Here is a 20,606-nt window from a genome sequence, read left to right as displayed (position 1 = left end):
TTCGATTCTCTCAGTTTCTCTCTGGCAAACCAAGTGAATAATATGACGGCGTTGACTAGATCATTCTAAGTACATCTGTTTAAATGATTTTCCGTTCATTTTTCACCCATAGGAGAGTCGGCATGGAAACGAAACGTCTCAAACTCATCCCTGCTTGTTTAGAACGAGCCGAAGAGGCGCATCAAGCTGTCGTTCGCAGCCAAAAGACTCTCGAAGTCTATCTGCCGTGGGTGCCTCATGTGCTGACATTAGAAGCGATGATAGAAGGGACAGAGAAAGCCATCGCAAACTTTGAAAACTTCGAAGAAGAGCTGCGTTACTACATCATTGAAAAGGAAAGCGATCGCTTACTGGGTGCGGTCGGCTTGATGATTCGAGATCCCGACGTACCATCCTTTGAGATAGGTTATTGGTTAGATGATGCTGCCGTTGGCAATGGTTATGTTGCCGAGGCTGTGCTCGAAGTTGAGCGCTATGCGTTTGATGACTTGGGCGCCAAGAGAATCGCAATTCATGCTGATAGCACCAACCAAAAGAGCCGGGCTGTAGCCGAGCGCTGTAGTTATGAGTTCGAAGGAGAGCTCAGAAACGAACGTCTGACTACATCGGGAGAGTTGAGTAACACCGTTATTTACGCCAAAATTCGTCGCGACTAACACTCCAATCTAACCGAGCAATGCTAAGCTTTGATCTCAAGCTACCACCATTAACGTTAATTAAGTTTCAGATAAAACAAAGCCCGCTAAAATAACGGGCTTTGTGTTCATATACGGGAAGTTACTAGTCTAGTTCAACCAGTTTTTTCTCGAACGACTGGTGTTGGTCTAACACGTCTTGCGCAGCACCGCCCGTTGCTTTACTTACCACAATGATAGCAAGCGTAGAGAAGATGATGCCCGGTACGATTTCGTACACATCAAACCAACCGCCAGTTAGCTGCTTCCAAACCACGATAGTGATACCACCAACAAGAATACCTGCTAACGCGCCGTTACGGTTCATACCGCTCCAGTAAAGGCTAAGTACAACCGCAGGACCAAATGCCGCACCAAAACCAGCCCAAGCGTAAGATACAAGACCGAGTACTGAGCTATCAGGCGTCATCGCTAGGAATAGCGCAACAAGCGAAATAACGATAACACCGATACGACCAATCATTACGATTTCTTCAGAAGACGCTTCTGGCTTGAATACTTGCTTGTAGAAATCTTCTGCAAGCGCTGAAGATGAAACAAGGAGCTGTGAGTCAGCGGTACTCATTACCGCCGCTAGGATTGCTGCTAACAACATACCCGCAACGACAGGGTGGAATACTGCGTTAACCAATAGCATGAAGATCTTCTCACCGTCCTCTAGTTGAGTACCCGGATGACCCGTAACCCAAACCAGACCAACAAGACCAACAAGCATTGCACCAACCATAGATAGTGCCGTCCAAATCACTGCGATACGACGTGCAGTCGTTAGATCTTTGTTTGAACGAGACGCTTTAAAACGCGCTAGGATGTGTGGCTGACCAAAGTAACCAAGGCCCCACGCCGCTAGAGAGATAATGGCAATCGCAGACAATGGTTCGCCTTTCGCGTCATTCCATAGCGTTGCAAGTTCTGGGTTGATGTCATGTAGATCAGAACTTAGCTGACCTAAACCACCGTCCATTACCGCTATAGGAACAATCATTAGCGCAGCCGCCATTAGCAGACCTTGCACTAAGTCAGTCCAAGATACCGCTAGGAAACCACCGAATAGTGTGTAAGAAACGACACACACCGTACCGATGATAACAGCGTAGGTATAATCTAGACCGAATACCGTCTCAAACAGTTTGCCCCCTGCGACCAAACCTGAGCTGGTGTAGAAAAGGAAAAATAGAAGAATGAAAAACGCAGAGATTGTCTGAATCAGTTTCGACTTATCGTTGAAGCGACGTGACAGGAACTCTGGCAACGTTAGCGCGTCAGTTTGGATACTGTAGGTACGGAGGCGTTTTGCACTGATGAGCCAGTTTGCCCATGTACCAAGAAGTAGACCGCCGGCTAACCAGAAGGCCTCGATACCCGCAGCGTACGCATAGCCAGGCAAGCCTAGCAGCAGCCAACCACTCATGTCTGAAGCACCTGCAGATAATGCAGCAGGCCACGGACCTAGGCTACGGCCACCTAGGAAGTAGTCAGATGAATTGGAAGTCCTCTTATACGCGTAAACGCCAATAGCAACCATAATCAGTAAATACGCCACAAAAGTGGACGTGATAGCAAAGCTATTTTCTATCATTAGATAGTCCTCGTTATAATTATTTCCTTCCTTGCCTGCCCTGATATTTTACCGTCTCAGCAATACATCAGAGTATAAAAAACCAATCTGGACCGGCTCTCAGTCCAGTTACTCCAGATTAGCATTACAAGTCAGGTTAGTGAGTTTCGTTCCCCAACTCGAGTAGAGTTGCGTTACCACCCACCGCGGTAATATTTATCGTTCGAGTGCGCTCAGTAATGAAGCGCAACGAGAGATGAGGATCATGAGCCAATTTCGGTGACTCTAAATCCGTTTCAGAAACTAAGCCGACGATTGCACCGTCACGCTTAGCTAGTTGAAGATTGAGCGCATGCTCAATCTGTAAACGCCCAACATAACCCACACTACGTACATCGCTCTCAAGCAACGGGGCAGACGCATCGTACGCAACAACCTGGACTAAGTTAGATGGGAAGTTTGCCAACGCTACAGCTTGCTTAACCAATTGGTTTAGCTCTGCATTGTCACTGCAAACGACCACACTGTTTCCTGCAATTAAGGCACAGGTGATCATCGCAAAAGCACTGTATAACGCATTATCAGCAGGCTCGATGTTGTTTTCACAAATCACCAAAGCCACACCGCGTCCTGCGGCATACAGTTCGTTAGTTTCCCCTGTAGGGCCAACTAACTGGTGAGTTTCTGCAAGAAGAGCTGATGCTTGTTGCAAGTGGTAAGAAACCACTTTGGCAACGGTAGACTGCTGCCCTTCTAGTGCAGATTTAAATGCCAGAACATGCTCGCATTTGTAATCAAAATCAGTCAGATTCCACTGCTCCCACGCAGAGAATGCATCTTTAAAATAGGTGATCTGATGAACCATAATGCGACTCCTTATGCGTTTTCTGCTTGAGCAAGAAGATGTTGAGTAAATCGGAATAGGTAGTGTGGACCACCAGCTTTCGGGCCAGTACCCGACAAGCCTTGACCACCAAACGGCTGTACACCAACCACAGCGCCAACTTGGTCTCGGTTGATGTAGCAGTTACCTACTCGTGCATGTTTCTCAATCCAACGGTACGTGGTTTCGTTACGGCTATGGATACCCATCGTCAAGCCAAAACCCGTTCTGTTGATCTGCGCAACCACGTTCGGTAATTCAGACGCTTTAAAGCGAACAATGTGCAAGATTGGACCAAATTGTTCTTCTTTCAGCACATCGATGCCCGAGATTTCAAACGCACTTGGTGAGACAAAGTCACCATGCTGGCACGATTCATCCAGCTGTAGCTGAGCGACTTTAGTCTGTGTTTTGCTCATTTGCTCAAGGTGAGCAAGGAGTTTTTGTTTTGCATTGCTGTCGATAACCGGACCAACATCCGTTTTGTGTAGGTAAGGTAAACCAACATGCAGCTCATTCATCGCACCTTGAATCAGGTTGATCATACGGTCTGCTACATCTTCTTGTACAAATAGAACACGAAGGGCAGAACAACGCTGACCTGCAGATGCAAACGCCGAACGAATCACATCACGCACCACCTGCTCTGGCAATGCAGTACTGTCCACGATCATTGCGTTTTGACCACCTGTTTCCGCAATAAACGGAACCGGTTTCGCGCTGCGCTCCGCAAGCGTGACGTTAATGCGTTGCGCCGTTGCCGTTGAACCAGTGAATGCCACACCAGCAATGGCATCATGAGAAGTCAGTGCATGACCGATCTCAGCGCCGCGACCAGTAAGTAACTGAATCACACCAGCAGGGAAACCCGCATCAAGCATTAATTCAATAGCGCGAGCGGCAATTAAGCTTGTTTGCTCAGCAGGTTTTGCAACCACAGTGTTACCTGCAATCAGTGCTGCCGTTACCTGACCAAGGAAGATAGCCAACGGGAAGTTCCAAGGGCTAATACACACAAACACACCAAGACCTTCACGGCTAGAAATGCGTTTCACACCATCAAAGCCTTCTAGCTCAAATGGCTGTAAGTTTTGCGCTTGTTTCGCGTAATAACGACAGAAATCCACCGCTTCACGAACTTCATCAATGCTATCGTGAATCGTTTTACCCGCTTCTTTGTGACAAATCGCCACCAGCTCAGCTAGGTTTTCTTCCATTAAGTCAGCAAGCTTTTCTAAACAAGCCGCTTTTTGCTCAACAGGAACGGCTTTCCAATCAGAGAAAGCAGTTTGCGCTGCGTCAATTGCAGCGGAAACGTGATCAAGAGTTGCAAATGCCACTTTGCCGACTTCAATTCGGCGATCGTATGGTGCGGTGATGATCTCAGCCGCATTTTCCTTGATCATGCTTTCGGCAAAGCGCTCACCATTGATCATCGGGCCTGCAACCCACTGATTGTCCATGAAGCTTTCGACCTGAGCTTCAAATGGCTTCGCTTCACTGTCGATGTCGATGTTGACGCCATATGAGTTCTTACGCTCAGGGAAAATGTCGGCAGGTAATGGGATCTTGTCGTTGTGTAGCGTGTCAAAACCCGTCAACACATCCACAGGGTGATGAGTCAACTCGTAAATTGGACAACGCGCATCAACTAGACGGTGTACAAACGAGCTGTTCGCACCATTTTCAAGCAGACGACGAACCAAGTACGGAAGAAGATCAGCATGGCTACCGACAGGTGCATAAATACGTACTGGCTGAGCGTACATTTTCATAACATGGTTATACAGTGAATCACCCATACCATGCAGGCGCTGGAACTCGTATTCTTTGTGCTCCGCCATGACAGCAATTGCCGTCACCGTGTGAGCATTGTGGCTTGCAAATTGTGGGTAGATATTACCGCGAACACCTTCGCTAAGTAGGAAACGAGCACAAGCTAGGTATGCAACGTCCGTCGCTTCTTTGCGAGTGTATACTGGGTAATTTGCATAACCCGCTTGTTGAGACCACTTGATTTCGCTGTCCCAGTACGCGCCTTTAACCAAACGCAGAGGAATAACGTCACCTTGTTCTTTTGCGAGTGCATTTAGCCACACCAAGACTGGTAGCGCACGTTTTGAGTAGGCTTGAATAACCAAACCAAACTTGCCCCAACCCTTCACAAGATCGCTACGGTATACTTTCTCAAATAGCTTCAGGGAAAGCTCAAGGCGATCCGCTTCTTCTGCATCGATTGTGATTGCAACGTCGACTTCAATAGCACGTTTTAGTAGTTGCATTAGTGAGTCATACAACTCTGTCATTACACGTTCTTCATTTGCGACTTCGTAGCGCGGGTGTAATGCAGAAAGCTTGATGGAAATCGAAGGCTCAGGGCTGGTGTCGTTACCGTAAGTCTCGCGACCCACCGCTTCGATCGCCATTAGGTAATCTTTGAAGTACTTGTTCGCGTCCGCTGTAGTTAACGCCGCCTCACCCAACATATCAAACGAGTAGGTGAAACCTTTGTCGCGCATTGGGCGACCGTTCTTTTGCGCTTCTTCGATCGTACGACCACGAACAAACTGGTGACCCATGATCTTCATTGCCTGATACATGGCTTTACGAATCACGGGCTCAGAGAATTTATTTACCAGACGGTTTACAGCCTGACCTGGGCTCTGGGTGCCTTGCTCACCAAGACCAACCACTTTACCTGTTAGCATGAGGCCCCATGTTGATGCGTTAACAAACACAGAGTCAGAGTTCTTCAGGTGAGATTTCCAGTCTGCGACACTCAACTTATCTTTAATCAAAGAATCTGCTGTCGCGGCATCTGGGATGCGCATTAATGCTTCTGCAAGACACATCAGCAAGATACCTTCTTGAGTATCTAAGCTGTATTCCAGCAATAAAGCATCAATCATCTGGATTGACTTCTTATCGGCACGAATGGCTTCGATAAGGTGGGTCGTTTGGGTAGTGATCGCCGATTTTTCATCCTCTGTCGGCGTCGCTAGTGGCAATAGTTGCTCTAGCCATTGAGACTCGTCCACCATATATAATGGCGAGATCAGTGACCACAACTTATCAAGCGGCTGCCCGATAAATTCCGGTGTCAACACGTTCGTAGCTGTAAACATGTGTGTTCCTCAATCTCACTCCTCGAAAACCGCTTCGAGGATTATCAATGGCTGGCAGTGTATTTTGAGGCCGATAAGAATACTTGTCAAAAACTACGACATTTTTGCCAAAAACTCGCTTTTATAACAAAACATCCACATAGTCACATTCAAATAGGTAATATTTTGTGTTGTAAATTTTAATTTTTTCATTGCATTCACAACAAAATATTAAGAATATCAATAAGATTTTTGTGAAGAGCTCGTTCTAAGAGAAAATGTAGGATCAAGTGGCATATCAGCCACTGCAAAGAACAGAGAATTTAAAAAAACGAGAGATAGGTCACGTGAATAAAACATAAAAAAACCATGCATAGTGCATGGCTTTATTCTAATTGATGATTATTTGACCTAAAAAAACGCGTTGTTATCCAACTTGTTTTTTATAACGGGAAGGTGATATTCCCTGTAAGCGAGTAAAAGTATGAGTAAAAGTACTCTGGCTTGAGAAGCCAGTAAACTCGGCAATTTGCCCTAAAGAAAGGTGCCCTTGCTCGATTAATTCACGAGCCATGTCGATTCGCTTTCCGAGAACATATTGATGAGGTGTAATCCCCATCTGCTCTTTAAACAAGCAATGGAACTGACTTTCCCCAAGAAACACTCGCCCGGCCAATTGAGCCACACTAATCTTATGACTCAGGTGCTGCTCAATGTAACGATCAATCGCCTCCAAATCAAAGCGCGACTCTTTTCGACTGGTCTCAAATGCCGAGATATGGCGCTGCATTAACGCAATCACAGTGTCGTTACACGCACGACTTAACAGCAGGTCATCCGGATGGTTTCGCATTTCCTGAACCAACATCTGTATCAGCTTCTGAATTTGACTATCTAACTGGAAGTAGACATGGTCTCTCTCCAGGTTATTGATTTTTTGAAGCATTTCAGGATCATCATTTGTCGGTTTGGGCATATTCAGCACCAAAATATCCGATTGATTGATGACGCCACCGAAAGCATGATCAGAGCATGCGGTAACCACACAACCTTGACCAGGGCCGACAAGATTACCTCGCCCGCGCACTTCAAATTCGGCTTGCCCTTTTAAACCAATCACGATCTGCGTATAAGAATGATCGTGGCAATCCATATAAGACGGAAGTGTGATCAGCTCCGCCGGCTTTGGCAGAATAATCTCTTGATATGAAAGGATTTTTTGGTTATCTGAGTCACTCATTTTAAACAGTCGTCTTTACACGGTCAGCTTACGTCTTCGCATCATATACCTTCTTTGTTGGGTTGCAACTTTTACCCAACTCAATCGACAAGATCAAATCAGCATGATCAAGTTCATTTACATGATCATAGTTCCGGAACGATGATCATGCGAGGTTAATTTACGGTCAGTGAGCAACCAATTTTATTAACAAAAACGGATAGATAGGCAACACCTTACGTATACATAACCAATCAATGTAAAGATCCTTATTACCGAACAATCTGTTATTTTGTAAAACACCGTGCTCCATATTAGATAAGTCGTCCCTGAAACGGATCGAAACCCACTCTTAAGCTCAACATAGAGGGATTTCCCCCCTTACTAATATGCCTCTGATTCAATACATTAGTTATCGAGCTTTAAGATGCATACGATCTAAAGCTCTCGGTATCTCATTGATACCTCTAACTTACTTAGCAGACCCTCGCTAGGTAATTTAGAACCTCTTCTACACGTCGACAAGATTATATCTTGTGTTGCCAGCCCGTCTTCAGGCTGGCTTTTTTTTCGCTTCTCAACAATGAAAACAATGGCATAAGCTGATATCATAGCTTTTGTCTCACTGTCCCTCTCATATGCTTAGGTGCTGCTCTTTCGCTCACAAGTGATATGAACGTCAACCACATTACAACTGAGTTGTAGGAAGCATGATCAAGGACGATACGAGTTGTAAGCCGAACATTAGGCGGACATCCGTGAGCGCACATATCTGTAATGAAACAGACCATTTTCCCAATTAAACTCTTCGTTCCATTTCGTCGTTGTCTATGACTACCTGACGAAAACATCGAACACCTTGAATTTAATTGGATTGAGCGCCAATCAACGAACGTGTTCTAGCAACGTAACTGCCTACTTGGCAACATCAATACGAGCCATGTAACACGGACGTCTCTGTATTGGTAAAAGCAGTATGTAGTGAGTCCTTTTGTGAATATTTCAGTCGATACCATAGAACAATCCCTCCTTAAACAGCTACCAGGTTGTTGGGGATGCAAAGATAAAGATTCGGTATTCCTATACGTAAACCAGGAATACGCAGAACTGTTAGGGCACACGTCGCCCGAGGAGTGCTTGGGTAAAACTGATTTTGATATGGCCAGCCCAACCACTGAATGCGCGCAAGAATTTCAACGCCAAGATAAACACGTTCTCGAAACTGGCGAGTCACTAAAAATTCTGGATATCCACCCTTATCCAGATGGCCGCTGGCGAGCACATATATTTACTAAAACACCGTGGCGAGATGACAAAGGCGACATCGTAGGCACCATTTTCTACGGAAGAGAACTCACCGACACCGCCGTGATTGAAGTCGGGTATTGGGTTTGTCGTGCAATCAGTACCAACCCAAATCAACAATCCATCTTTCGTTTTTCTGACTTACAACCAAAACCAGAGAAGCTCACATGCCGCGAGCAAGAAACGCTTTTCCTCTTGCTCTATGGCAAAAAGCCACAATTCATCTCTCAGGTCATGGGCATATCAACAAAAACCGTTGAAGGTCACGTCGCACGCTTACGTAATAAGTTTGCAGCGAACAGCAAGAACGAACTAATAGATAAAGCAATGGAAGCAGGCTACGGCTCTGTTGTACCCAAAACGCTGCTTAAGCATCAATTATCGGTTGTGTTGAATGGAGAGCGATAATTCGAATCGCTTCTACCTACAAAAACACCGCCCCAATTCGGCGGTGTTTGTTTATTCATGAGGAACCATAAGCCTATGGCGCTAAACGATCAATGTCCCAACTTCCATCATGCTGGGAGAAAAGAAAACGATCGTGAAGGCGATGCTCGCCACCTTGCCAAAATTCGATGCTCTTTGGTTTTACGCGAAAGCCACCCCAAAAGGTTGGTACTGGTATTTCACCCTTAGCAAACTTCTGTTTTAGCTCTAAAAACTTACCTTCCAACACACCTCTGGCAGAAATACGGCTACTTTGTTTGCTCGCGATTGCGGCCAACTGGCTCTCTTTAGGACGAGAAGTAAAGTATTTCATATTCTCTACGGCGGTAAGCTTTTCAGCCACACCAGTAATATGAACTTGGCGCTCTAACGGATGCCAAGGGAAGTGCAAACTAATATTGCTGTTATGCTCTAGCTGCTGGGCCTTGCGACTGCCTAGGTTGGTGTAAAACACAAAACCATCTTTGTCGACGTTTTTCAATAGAACAATGCGTTGAAACGGCATGCCATTTTCATCAACCGTTGCAACTGTCATCGCAGTCGGGTCCGTTAAACCCGCTTCAACTGCTTGCTCTAGCCACAGATTAAATTGATCAATAGGATCAGCTTTCAAATCTTTACGACGCAGCCCACCTTTGGTGTACTCACGACGAATATCAGCAAGTTCCATCTTTACTCCTTCACTCGTTTTTGTCGATTGTGCTCCCGATACTGAGGAAATACAAGGACATCATTGTGCTTGTTATCGTTGCCGCTCACAGCATCACAGTGCGTCATTTGATACCATGACACAAAAAACCAGTGAGCCGATCGTGAACTTACTCAACCCCAAAGCCCTACGTCATTTTTTACTGCTACTGTGTGCCGTTGGCATTTCAGGGCTTGCGCTTACTCATCATTACGCAACTCAATACCAACATGATCAATGGCAACAAAAGCTAGAGAGACAAGCCGCGCAAGTGTCACAAGAAGTGGACTACGAACTGGCAAAGTTTGAACAGATACCAAACCTATTAAGTCACGACCCAAGACTACTCAAAGCAGTAGAGCGCGGAACGCCCTCTCAAGAGCTCAACCTACTGTTATCAGATTGGTTGAAGCAAAGTTTGGCCGATACGATTTACGTTCATGACCGCACCGGGTTAGTCATTGCCTCAAGTAACTTTCAGCAAGAAGATACGTTTGTTGGCTCTAGCTTTAGCTATCGCCCCTATTTTAAAAATGCGCGACGCGGTGAGCCCGCTCAATACGTTGGATTAGGCGTGCGCTCGAATAAACGTGGGTACTTCTTCTCATCTCCGCTGTGGGTAAATGAGGAAGTCGTTGGCGTGATCACAGTAAAAGTGAACTTGGAGCAATTAGAACAGCGCCTTTCGCAAACCACGACTGACGTACTCATTACAGATAAACACAATGTCGTGTTTATGAGCAATTTACCAGACTGGCGCTATCGTGCACTTTTCCCACTGTCATCGAGTGCAATAATTGAACTTACCGAAACGCGTCAATATGGCGATACCTTGCCCGAATATTTTGGTGAGTTGACGGCACACAGTGGTGTCACGGAGTTTGATGACAATCAATTGCTTCTATCACCAAATTACCTCGCATACGCAACACACTTATTGGATAAAGGGTTTCGCGTCGTTGCCTTAATTAACCACAACAGCGTTCTTGCCGCCGTTTTACAGGCCGATATCGTCTTCCTGATCTTATATGCGCTCATTGCTCTAATTGCGTTAGCGTGGTTCCAAACCCTAGTTAACAAAGCACGCCTTGCCCATCTCAATGTGAGCCTAGAAGAAAAAGTAGTGCAACGGACACTAGTTCTGAGTGAAGCCAACCAAAAACTACAACAGACCATCCGCCAATATGAGCAAAGCCAACAAGAGCTTAAACAAACACAACAAGAACTGACGCAAGCCGCGAAATTGGCACTGTTGGGCGAGCTATCAGCCAGTATTAATCATGAGATAAATCAGCCACTTTCCGCACTAAGAACCTATACCGAAAACTCGCAGCGTTTGTTGGCAATGGAAAAATACCCAATGGTCGCTGACAATTTGGGCAAAATGCTGACACTCAATGACACCATTTCGGAAGTCATTGCCCGCTTAAAAGTCTTTACTCGGAAAGCCACGCACGATTCACACAATGAAATCTCAGTACTGCACGACGCGGTACATACTGCCACCAGCATTTTGAGCAACAAGCTTATTAAGCAAGGAGTAACACTAAAAGTTCCGGCCATCGACTATGATGTGAAGCTGGCCATTCACAGCGTTGAATTAGAACAAGTGCTGATAAACCTCTTCCACAACGCCGCACAAGCGATGGAAAACCACTGTATCGATCCGCAAATATCCATTGCTGTTCAGTGTCATGATGACAGTTGCGACATTCTTGTTTCCGATAACGGACCAGGGATGTCAGACGAAGCCCTAGCAAAAGTGTTCGACCCATTTTTTACGACTAAGCCGGAGGGTCTTGGATTAGGTTTAACAATCTCCAAACGCATTTTAGAGAGCTATCACGGCTCCCTCTGTGCCTATAAACATCAGAACACAGAACAACAAGCAGGAGGGATGACCTTTATCGTGACGCTACCAATAGTCAATCAGAATAAACGTACCCCAGAAGTGGAAAACGACCATGAATAACCCAGTTTTCTTTGTTGATGACGAACCACACATTCGTGATGCCGTGTCTCAAGCCCTGCTGATTGAAGGGATAGACGTCACCTGCTTACCAAACGCAGTAGAAGCCTTACGCGTAATCGACTCAAATACACCTGCGATTATCATCACCGATATCCATATGCCCGTGATGGATGGCTTGGAGTTTATGCGAACTTTGCGAAGCAAAAACGATCACTTTCAATTCATCGTACTTACTGGACATGGAGATGTGAAAACCGCGGTAGATGCGATGAAAAGCGGCGCGTACGACTTTCTAGAAAAACCGTTTTCAACGGAACAGCTCATGAAATCGCTCAACAATGCCAGCGATAAACTGAACTTGTTGCAAGAAAACATCTGGCTTAAGAAAGAGCTCGACATGCAAACTCATGTTGGTCCGAAAATGATTGGTCACAGTAAGGCTATGGTGAGCATTCGTCGCGCCTTGATCAGTGCGCCCACAAGCCAGCCGCTCATTTTTGTAGGTCAAGATGGTACGGGTCGGCGACTCGCTGCACAATTTGCCCACGACATACATGCAACACCGGATAGTGAGCTAATCGCCGCTTCTGGTGAAGACCTCTATGAGCTTTCATTAGAAGCGCTCGACAAAGCCATACACCGCTTAAGTGAAGGAAAACGCCACTGCAGTTTGTACTTACATAGCGCAGAGCATGTATCATTTGAACAATGGGAATACTTGTTCAAGCACCCAAAACTTGAACGTGTTTTTGGCGCGACCACCCAAGCCGAGCCACCTCTAAAATCCCTGGCGACTCTAATTCACTTACCGACGCTCGATGAAAGAAAGGAAGATATAGGGCCTTTATACAAGCACTTTGTGCGCCACACAGCGAGTCGATATCAGTTACAGCCGCCACATATCAGCCTAGAAGAGGTCAAACACCTCACCAGTCTCGAATGGCCAGAAAACGTTAAGCAGCTACGCCAATTTGCTGAACTTCGTGCCCTCAAGCCAGATACTTTTAGAATGGAAGATTGGAACAGTGAGAAAAGTCTTGAAATTCAGAGTATGACTCAGCGCACAGAATACTTTGAATATTGCTTGTTATTCGATGCATTGCAAAGACATCGCGGCAGACTCAAAGAGGTTCAACTAGAATTACAGGTATCACGCAAAACCTTGTACGACAAACTAAAAAAACATCAGTTGGATAAAGCCAAGTTCAAGGCGTAATAGCTATACTCCGGCGCTAATTATGCTTTTGTTTGATTTAGAAAGTGTAAGAAAGCTCATTTGAAGAGAGAATAACCCTCTTCTCATATTTTATTAGCCGAGCATGCTGACATGATCGGTTAATAATAATAAGATCAAAAAGATAATCCGTAATTATATAAGCAGGGACTGTGATGAGCCGAGATAACTACAACAAACTCAACGATGAAGAGTTGGATTTTGTTGATGACAAAACTGCAGCATTGCTCCTCAATACCCCCAACAGCGCGCGTTTTATGCTCTGGGTTATGGTGCTATTTTTCATTGCAGCAATAGGTTGGGCATCTTGGGCTGAAATCGACAAAGTCACGGTTGGTCAAGGCAAAGTGATTCCCTCCTCACAGATACAAGTAGTCCAAAACTTAGAAGGTGGCTTAGTCAAAGAAATCTTGGTCAAAGAAGGCCAGTTGGTTGAAAAAGGCCAACAGTTACTGCTTATCGACGACACCCGCTTTCGCTCAGATTTTCGTGAACGTGAGCAACAAGTTGCCAACCTTACCGCATCTGTGCTGCAACTATCCGCTTCTATTAACAGTGTTGCCGTTAATCGTGATTTTGAAACGGAAAACTGGCGTCAAAGTGTACTACTTGATTACGGTAAACTGACCTTCCCACCAACCTTGGAAGAGACTCGACCTCAACTCACACAGCGTCAAAAAGCAGAATATCGCGAAGATCTAGATAATTTGCGCAACCAACTTTCTGTTATTGACCAACAAGTGCAGCAAAAGCAGCAGGACTTGGTAGAGATCCAAGCGCGAGTAAGGAACTTGCGTCAAAGCTACCAATACGCGAAAAAAGAACTCGATATCACCAAACCTTTGGCAGACGAGGGCGTTGTTCCTCGTATTGAACTGCTCAAATTACAGCGCCAAGTCAACGATACCCGTCGTGAAATGACGTCCAGTGAGCTCAAGATTCCCGTATTGCAATCAGCAATTCGAGAATCCATGCTCAACCGTATTGATGTTGCACTCAAATTCCGCTCTGAACAGCAAGAGAAACTCAACAGCGCCCAAGACCAGTTATCTGCCTTGGTTGAATCAGCGGTGGGCTTGGAAGATAGAGTAAACCGAACGGTTGTGAATTCGCCAGTAACAGGCAAAATCAAAACACTGAACATCAATACTGTCGGTGGTGTTATCCAACCTGGTATGGATATCGTCGAGATCGTACCAACAGAAGACACACTATTGGTAGAGGCGAAAATTGCGCCAAAAGACATCGCATTTTTACGCCCAGATCTTCATGCTATCGTGAAATTTACAGCTTACGACTTCACAAAGTACGGCGGTTTAGAGGGAGAGTTGGAACATATCAGCGCGGATACCACTCAAGATGAAGAAGGCAACAGCTTCTACATTGTTCGTGTACGCACCGAAAAAACAAACTTTGGTCAAGATGCAGATTTACCAATCATTCCAGGAATGACAGCATCGGTCGATATCATCACAGGGAAGCGAACCGTTTTGGAATATCTACTTAAACCGATTTTAAGTGCCAAAACGAACGCCTTGAAGGAGTAAACCACATTAAGATACTCGCGATAGGGAGTATTGAGCGATAAGTGATTAAATAAAAAGCACTTATTTCTCACTGACGAACTCTCTAGAAGAGTATACTTGTGATACGAGTCGAATATGCGATCCAATTTGCAGCGTAAAGTTACATTATTAATCAGCTTAAGTTGTTTGTCGTTCCAACTTGGTGCGCTGAACAGTAAAGAACAACGATGGGTCAATACGGTCACAGCGGTGTACGGCGAACGTGCGGGATTGCGCGTAAATACATGGCGAAAGAACCTCGACTTATTTAAACAATTAGAGACTCATGAACAGCTCGCTGGCGTTAACGACTTTTTTAATCAGCTGTATTTCGTTGACGACATAAAACTGTGGGGAAAGACAGATTATTGGGCTACGCCACTCGAATTTTTAGGGAGTAACGCAGGAGACTGTGAAGATTTCACTATTGCTAAGTACTTCTCTTTACTCGAGCTAGGAATACCAGATTCAAAGATGCGGTTAATATACGTAAAAGCCATCGAACTGAATCAGTTTCACATGGTATTAGCTTACTACCCTACCCCAAGTTCTGAGCCGCTCATTCTCGATAATATCAATCCTGACATTGTCCGAGCCTCTAAGCGTAGCGACTTGCTACCGATATACAGTTTTAATGGTACAAACCTGTGGTTGATGAAGTCATCTGCTAGCACTGGAGAGCTGGCAGGGAAAGCATCACGGTTGAGCCTTTGGAATGACTTACGCTCGCGCGAACGTAAGTTGCAGTTAAATAAACCTAAAATTAACTATGACGAGTGAGAAACATGACCCTATATAAGAAGCTTGTGGTGGGGATGGTTACGGTCTTTATACTCTTGTTGGCATCAGTATTCGTAATCCAATTCAACACGACTCGAGACAGCTTGGAGCAACAGCAACGTTCAGAGGTCAACAACACTATTAACACCGTAGGTTTGGCACTGGCTCCTTACCTAAAGGACAAAGATAAAGTCGCGGTTGAGTCCGTGATTAATGCTCTGTTTGACGGCAGCACCTACTCCGTTGTTCGTCTTACAGCATTAGATTCTGACTACCAGATCGTGCGTACTTACCCAGTTAAACCAAGTACGGTGCCACAATGGTTTATCGACATGAATCTATTTAAAGCGATTCACGATAAGCGTGTTGTGACCAGTGGTTGGATGCAGCTCGCCGAAGTAGAAATCATTAGCCACCCAGGCGCAGCTTACGAGCAGCTCTGGCAAGGTTTTATTGGCTTGCTGTCTGTATTCAGTGTTATTTTTCTAGCTGGTTTAGTGGCAATTTCATACATCCTACGTCGCTCGCTAAAACCATTAACGGCCATCGTAAATAAAATGCATGAAATCGCGAATAACCAATTTGGTGAACCGCTTGCTCGTCCAAGAACCAAAGATCTTATCGCGGTGGTAGATGGCATTAACATGATGTCTGCTCAAATCGAGCTATCATTCAAAGAGCAAGCCAAAGAGGCGCAACGTCTGCGTGCTCAGGCTTACCTCGATCCTATATCTAAATTGGGTAACCGCTCATTCTACATCAACCAAATCGACCAATGGCTTGCAGAGCAAACGCAAGGGGGTATCGCGCTACTCCATGCTGAATACATTGGGGACATTTACGAGACCAAAGATTACCAACGCGCAGATGCCCACGTTAAAGAACTGTCTCAACGTTTGAAAAACACCATTGATGTACCGGGTGCCACTATTGCTCGCTTGTCTAGTGATGAGTTCGGCTTGCTTTTCCCTCATATGGATGAGAGCGAGTTACGCATTTTATCGGACAGCATCGTCAATTGTGTGAACGGCCTAAATACTGACCCAACAGGCTTAGCAAAACCTAAAGCGTCACTAGGGGTTGCACACAGCAAAGATCAGAAAACGCGCTCTGAAATCCTCTCGATGGTGGACAACGCACTATCGAAAGCCAAAGCGCAACCAGACAAGCCATACGGCTTCATTGGCAGTGATACACCTTCTAGTTTGATGGGTAAACAGCAATGGAAAGCGTTGGTTGAAGAAGCCATTCATAGTGATTGGGTTAAATTCCGTTTCCAAGCTGCGAAAAACACATGGGGTAAAGTATTCCACAACGAAGTATTTTCAAGCATCGAAAAAGATGGTGAAACGTATCGTGCGAATCAATACCTATTCGCACTAGAACAGTTAGACGCCACCAACATCTTTGACCAGTATGTCATTGAATCAATGATTAAGATGCTAGAAAGTGGTGAACTTAATGACCCAGTCGCGATTAACATCGCGCAAAGCAGCTTGTCTCAACCATCGTTTATTCGCTGGACAACTAGCATGCTGGAAAAACACGCCAAAGTGGCCTCTAAGCTACACTTTGAAATTCCAGAGGAATGCTTTATCGATCAGCCTCACCACACAGCACTGTTATGTAATGCCATTCGCCAATCAGGTGCTGAGTTCGGCGTAGATAACTACGGACGTAACTTCCAATCTTTGGAATACATCCAAGAGTTCCGCCCGAACTATGTGAAGCTCGATTACCTATTCACACACAACTTGCACGACGAAAAACAGAAATTCACGCTAACGTCGATCTCTCGTACTGCCCACAACCTTGGTATTACGACTATCGCATCGCGTATCGAAACTCAAATCCAGTTGGACTTCCTCACTGAACATTTTGTTGAGGTATTCCAAGGATTCATCGTCGACAAGGAATAAAAAGGTTTATCAACGATGAAAGACCCTTTACTGAATTCGCTCATCTACGTTAGCCGTTACTATGGGTTAGCTAACTCGCCAGAAGCGCTAGTCAACGGACTACCGCTATCTGACGGTAAACTGACCCCATTTTTGCTACCAAGAGCAGCGGAAAGGGCCGGATTGGTTGCCAAGGAAAACCGCGCAGAGCTGGAGAGCATCTCTAGCCTAATTCTGCCGGCAATCTTAGTTCTTAAAGGCGGTGACTCTTGCGTTCTCAACAGCATCAATATGGAGAAACGCGAGGCCGAAGTCACCACCCTAGAAAGTGGAATGGTGCCGATCTCTATTCCATTAGAAGACCTACTTGAGCAATACACTGGTCGGTACTTTTTAGTTAAAAAGCAATTCCGTTTCGATGAGCGTTCTCCCGAAGTGCTCAAAACCAACGAAGGCCACTGGTTCTGGTCAACCTTGTGGCAGTCAAAACGCATCTACCGTGATGTTTTAATCGCATCACTTCTCATCAACCTCTTTGCGGTTGCCGCTCCGCTATTCACTCGCTTGGTGTACGACAAAGTGGTTCCGAATCTTGCGTTTGAAACCCTATGGGTACTAGCAAGCGGCATCTTTGTCGTGTTCCTGTTCGACTTCATTCTCAAGTCGCTGAGAAATTACTTCATTGATGTGGCGGGCAAGAAGTCTGACATTCTGATTTCATCCAAACTGTTCAGCAAAGTGATGGGGATTAGAATGGAATCGAAGCCGCCTTCGGTCGGTGCCTTCGCTCGCCATTTACAAGAATTCGAATCTATTCGAGAGTTTTTTACTTCAGCGACCGTCAGTGCTCTCATTGATTTGCCTTTTGCCATTTTGTTCTTAGTGATTATATGGCTAATGGCTGGCGATCTTGTGTATGTACCGATGGTGGGCGTGGTCATTTTGATTATTCACTCGCTACTGATACAAGGGCCGCTGCGCCGCTCCATTGAGGAGGGTTCACGCCTAGCATCGCAAAAATATGCCAATTTGATAGAGAGCTTGGCTGGGTTAGAAACCGTAAAAATGCTCAGTGCGCAAAGCCAATTCCAATACCGCTGGGAAGAGGCAGTTGCGCACATGGCGAACTGGAATATAAAAAGCCGCCGAATTACGGATAGCATTCAAAACGCAGCAGGTTTTGTGCAGCAAAGTAGTAACGTAGGGATGATCATCCTAGGCGTTTACTTGATTGCAGAGGGCGACTTAACCATGGGTGGTTTGATTGCCGCAACCATGCTTAGCGGCCGCGCGATTGGTCCTTTGGTTCAGTTATCCTTACTCTCTACGCGCTACAACCAAGCGAAGTCTTCTATGACAATTATCAATCAAGTCATGGAAATGCCGGATGAACAAGAAGAAGGTAAACGTTACATTCACCGTCCAATAGTACAAGGCAAAATTGAACTTGAACGCGTGACCTTCCACTACCCAGATTCACCGGTGGCGTCGATTCGAGATTTGAGCTTGACCATTAACCCAGGCGAAAAAGTAGCGATCATAGGCCGTATCGGTTCGGGTAAAACCACGTTAGAGCGTCTCATCATGGGCTTGTATCAGCCGACGGAAGGTCATGTTCGCATTGATGATACCGACATCGCACAACTGCATCATGTCGACATTCGCCGTAATATTGGTTGTGTGCCGCAAGATTCGAATCTGTTCTTTGGTTCTATCCGCGACAACATTACGTTAGGTCGCCCATTAACCGATGACCGTGACGTACTAGACGCAGCGAATCGTGCCGGTGTTACTGCGTTTACGCAATCTGACCCAGCGGGCTTAGAACGCCAAGTTGGTGAAGGCGGTGCAATGCTTTCGGGTGGTCAACGTCAAGCAGTCACGATCGCTCGTGCATTTTTGGGTCGTCCTCCTGTTCTACTCATGGATGAACCAACCAGTGCGATGGATAATCGCTCAGAGATGCACATTAAACATCAATTAGCACAGTTGAAACCTAGTGAAACGCTGATTCTGATTACGCATAAAACGTCTATGCTCGACATCGTTGATCGCGTAATTGTGATGGAGAAAGGCAGCATCATCGCAGATGGCCCTAAAGCGCAAGTGCTGAACGATTTGAAACAAGGCAAAGTGCGTGCGGTTAGCTAGCCTGAATTCACATTGATAAAAAACAAGGGCCCCGTTTAACTTGTGTTTAACGGGGCTTATTTTATTGGGAGCCCGAGATAATTAAGTTCTTCAAGCGCGACCCAAACGAGTACAAGGCCAACAATCACGAATAAAATCATAATCGCCTTTTCATCTTCTTCCATTTTTCAACGCCCTAAAAGCTATTTCAATTAATACACCTTAGGTTATCAGGACAAAAGTCATATTCAGCTCGTTTATAAGGAACTAGCGTCATAGAATGTCGGATATGGGATACAGCTCAAAGATTGCTCTTTTCAAAATCACGTCAGCTTTGGTTGAATATAAGTAATAAAGCCAAAGAGTTTGTAATACTCACTAAGTCTTTGATTAACTTATATAGCACTCTGTGGAACCTCAACACAGAGACAAATGGTGTAAAGAAAAATTGTGATTACTTACAGCAAAAAATCAGCTATAAAAGCCGCTTTCTAGATATCGTCGAGATGAAGAAATGAATGATTGGATCCAATTAGAGCAAGTGAGCCAGTATTTCACTACGGGCTCCCTCGGTTACAAACTATTGATGGGCATTTTTGTCCTGATCGCGTATCGCATCCTGAAGAGGATTGTAAATAGAGCCATCCTAAATTTGGCAACAGCGAAAGGTGTAAAAAAGGCTCGTTTGAGTTTTATTCAGCGCTGTTTCAATGTCGCGCTGCTATTTTTGACCGCCTCTATTTTTGCCATTATCACAGGTATTGGCTATGGCGATGTGTCTTTGTTCCTATCGTCCATTTTTGCCGTATTAGGTGTGGCGTTTATTGCGCAGTGGTCAATTCTGAGCAACATCACTGCCAGCTTTTTGATCTTTTTTGTCTTCCCGTACCGAGTGGGTGACCGAATTAAAGTCGTAGACAAAGATGAAGACATCTGCGGTGAGATTCAAGAAATCAGTATGTTTCACGTGTTAATTAAGCACGACAACGGAAACTTGATCACTTACCCAAACAACCAGATTTTGCAAAAAGCGGTACTAAAGCTGGCGAAAAACAAGCCAGAGCCAAGTAAAGCCAAATCTCGAATTTATACTCGCAGAAAGAAATAATGACCCGTCCTGATATGGGT

The 20,606-nt window shown here is 45.3% G+C and carries 14 protein-coding genes; 9 read left to right on the top strand and 5 right to left on the bottom strand.

The features are described 5' to 3' along the window. Positions 1–122: 122 nt before the first annotated feature. Positions 123–656 (top strand): GNAT family N-acetyltransferase, encoded by a 534-nt coding sequence (locus IJ23_RS14210; RefSeq protein WP_033906608.1) that lies wholly within the window; start codon positions 123–125, stop codon positions 654–656. 124 nt (positions 657–780) lie between these two features. Here IJ23_RS14210 and putP read toward each other — a convergent pair whose 3' ends face one another. The 4 genes from putP to IJ23_RS14190 all read right to left on the bottom strand — a co-directional run bounded on the left by putP (position 781) and on the right by IJ23_RS14190 (position 7,480). Then, positions 781–2,274, bottom strand: a complete 1,494-nt coding sequence (gene putP / locus IJ23_RS14205) for a sodium/proline symporter PutP (protein WP_005374582.1) — start codon at positions 2,272–2,274, stop codon at positions 781–783. A gap of 136 nt (positions 2,275–2,410) precedes the next feature. After that, positions 2,411–3,118: a 1-pyrroline-5-carboxylate dehydrogenase gene (locus IJ23_RS14200; RefSeq protein WP_033906607.1), complete on the bottom strand. Its 708-nt coding sequence runs from the start codon at positions 3,116–3,118 to the stop codon at positions 2,411–2,413. 11 nt (positions 3,119–3,129) lie between these two features. Then, positions 3,130–6,261: a bifunctional proline dehydrogenase/L-glutamate gamma-semialdehyde dehydrogenase PutA gene (gene putA / locus IJ23_RS14195; RefSeq protein ID WP_033906606.1), complete on the bottom strand. Its 3,132-nt coding sequence runs from the start codon at positions 6,259–6,261 to the stop codon at positions 3,130–3,132. Between the two features lie 406 nt (positions 6,262–6,667). Further along, entirely contained in the window at positions 6,668–7,480 is an 813-nt protein-coding gene (locus IJ23_RS14190) for an AraC family transcriptional regulator (RefSeq protein ID WP_017820064.1), read from the bottom strand. Positions 7,481–8,452: 972 nt separating this feature from the next. Here IJ23_RS14190 and IJ23_RS14185 point away from each other — a divergent pair. Next, positions 8,453–9,172 (top strand): helix-turn-helix transcriptional regulator, encoded by a 720-nt coding sequence (locus IJ23_RS14185; protein ID WP_017820063.1) that lies wholly within the window; start codon positions 8,453–8,455, stop codon positions 9,170–9,172. A 73-nt stretch (positions 9,173–9,245) separates the two neighbouring features. Here the strand turns inward: IJ23_RS14185 and pdxH are convergent, their stop codons facing one another. Next, positions 9,246–9,881 (bottom strand): pyridoxamine 5'-phosphate oxidase, encoded by a 636-nt coding sequence (pdxH, locus tag IJ23_RS14180; protein ID WP_005374570.1) that lies wholly within the window; start codon positions 9,879–9,881, stop codon positions 9,246–9,248. 115 nt (positions 9,882–9,996) lie between these two features. On the opposite strand from pdxH, the gene IJ23_RS14175 reads away from it, so the two are divergent. The 7 genes from IJ23_RS14175 (at position 9,997) to IJ23_RS14140 (ending at position 20,586) form a co-directional block, all read left to right on the top strand. After that, complete coding sequence (locus tag IJ23_RS14175) at positions 9,997–11,871, top strand: sensor histidine kinase (protein WP_033906605.1); 1,875 nt, start codon at positions 9,997–9,999, stop codon at positions 11,869–11,871. Next, the gene (locus tag IJ23_RS14170) at positions 11,864–13,087 is read left to right on the top strand and encodes a sigma-54-dependent transcriptional regulator (protein WP_005383565.1); all 1,224 of its coding nucleotides are present in this window, start codon (positions 11,864–11,866) and stop codon (positions 13,085–13,087) included. Before IJ23_RS14175 ends, IJ23_RS14170 begins: the two co-directional genes overlap by 8 nt. Positions 13,088–13,260: 173 nt before the next feature. Next, positions 13,261–14,652, top strand: coding sequence for an HlyD family type I secretion periplasmic adaptor subunit (locus IJ23_RS14165; RefSeq protein WP_005374562.1), 1,392 nt, complete (start codon positions 13,261–13,263; stop codon positions 14,650–14,652). A 114-nt stretch (positions 14,653–14,766) separates the two neighbouring features. After that, entirely contained in the window at positions 14,767–15,450 is a 684-nt protein-coding gene (locus IJ23_RS14160) for a transglutaminase-like cysteine peptidase (RefSeq protein ID WP_005374561.1), read from the top strand. Positions 15,451–15,455: 5 nt separating this feature from the next. Continuing rightward, positions 15,456–17,369: a bifunctional diguanylate cyclase/phosphodiesterase gene (locus IJ23_RS14155; RefSeq protein WP_005383568.1), complete on the top strand. Its 1,914-nt coding sequence runs from the start codon at positions 15,456–15,458 to the stop codon at positions 17,367–17,369. Between the two features lie 15 nt (positions 17,370–17,384). Next, on the top strand, positions 17,385–19,499 hold the full coding sequence (locus IJ23_RS14150; protein ID WP_005374556.1) for a type I secretion system permease/ATPase: 2,115 nt from the start codon (positions 17,385–17,387) through the stop codon (positions 19,497–19,499). 493 nt (positions 19,500–19,992) lie between these two features. After that, the gene (locus tag IJ23_RS14140; RefSeq protein WP_033906604.1) at positions 19,993–20,586 is read left to right on the top strand and encodes a mechanosensitive ion channel family protein; all 594 of its coding nucleotides are present in this window, start codon (positions 19,993–19,995) and stop codon (positions 20,584–20,586) included. Positions 20,587–20,606 lie beyond the last annotated feature (20 nt).

Source organism: Vibrio sp. OY15, from assembly GCF_000742455.1.
Taxonomy (GTDB): Bacteria; Pseudomonadota; Gammaproteobacteria; order Enterobacterales; family Vibrionaceae; genus Vibrio; species Vibrio alginolyticus.
This window is presented reverse-complemented; position numbering and strand designations above follow the sequence as displayed.

What these genes read in the sequence shown, in the direction of transcription:
- IJ23_RS14150 (WP_005374556.1), top strand. Translation starts at nt 17,385, where the DNA reads ATGAAAGACCCTTTACTGAATTCGCTCATCTACGTTAGCCGTTACTAT.
- IJ23_RS14160 (WP_005374561.1), top strand. Translation starts at nt 14,767, where the DNA reads ATGCGATCCAATTTGCAGCGTAAAGTTACATTATTAATCAGCTTAAGT.
- IJ23_RS14155 (WP_005383568.1), top strand. Translation starts at nt 15,456, where the DNA reads ATGACCCTATATAAGAAGCTTGTGGTGGGGATGGTTACGGTCTTTATA.
- IJ23_RS14140 (WP_033906604.1), top strand. Translation starts at nt 19,993, where the DNA reads ATGAATGATTGGATCCAATTAGAGCAAGTGAGCCAGTATTTCACTACG.
- IJ23_RS14170 (WP_005383565.1), top strand. Translation starts at nt 11,864, where the DNA reads ATGAATAACCCAGTTTTCTTTGTTGATGACGAACCACACATTCGTGAT.
- IJ23_RS14175 (WP_033906605.1), top strand. Translation starts at nt 9,997, where the DNA reads ATGACACAAAAAACCAGTGAGCCGATCGTGAACTTACTCAACCCCAAA.
- putP (WP_005374582.1), bottom strand. Translation starts at nt 2,274, where the DNA reads ATGATAGAAAATAGCTTTGCTATCACGTCCACTTTTGTGGCGTATTTA.
- putA (WP_033906606.1), bottom strand. Translation starts at nt 6,261, where the DNA reads ATGTTTACAGCTACGAACGTGTTGACACCGGAATTTATCGGGCAGCCG.
- IJ23_RS14165 (WP_005374562.1), top strand. Translation starts at nt 13,261, where the DNA reads ATGAGCCGAGATAACTACAACAAACTCAACGATGAAGAGTTGGATTTT.
- IJ23_RS14210 (WP_033906608.1), top strand. Translation starts at nt 123, where the DNA reads ATGGAAACGAAACGTCTCAAACTCATCCCTGCTTGTTTAGAACGAGCC.
- pdxH (WP_005374570.1), bottom strand. Translation starts at nt 9,881, where the DNA reads ATGGAACTTGCTGATATTCGTCGTGAGTACACCAAAGGTGGGCTGCGT.
- IJ23_RS14190 (WP_017820064.1), bottom strand. Translation starts at nt 7,480, where the DNA reads ATGAGTGACTCAGATAACCAAAAAATCCTTTCATATCAAGAGATTATT.
- IJ23_RS14200 (WP_033906607.1), bottom strand. Translation starts at nt 3,118, where the DNA reads ATGGTTCATCAGATCACCTATTTTAAAGATGCATTCTCTGCGTGGGAG.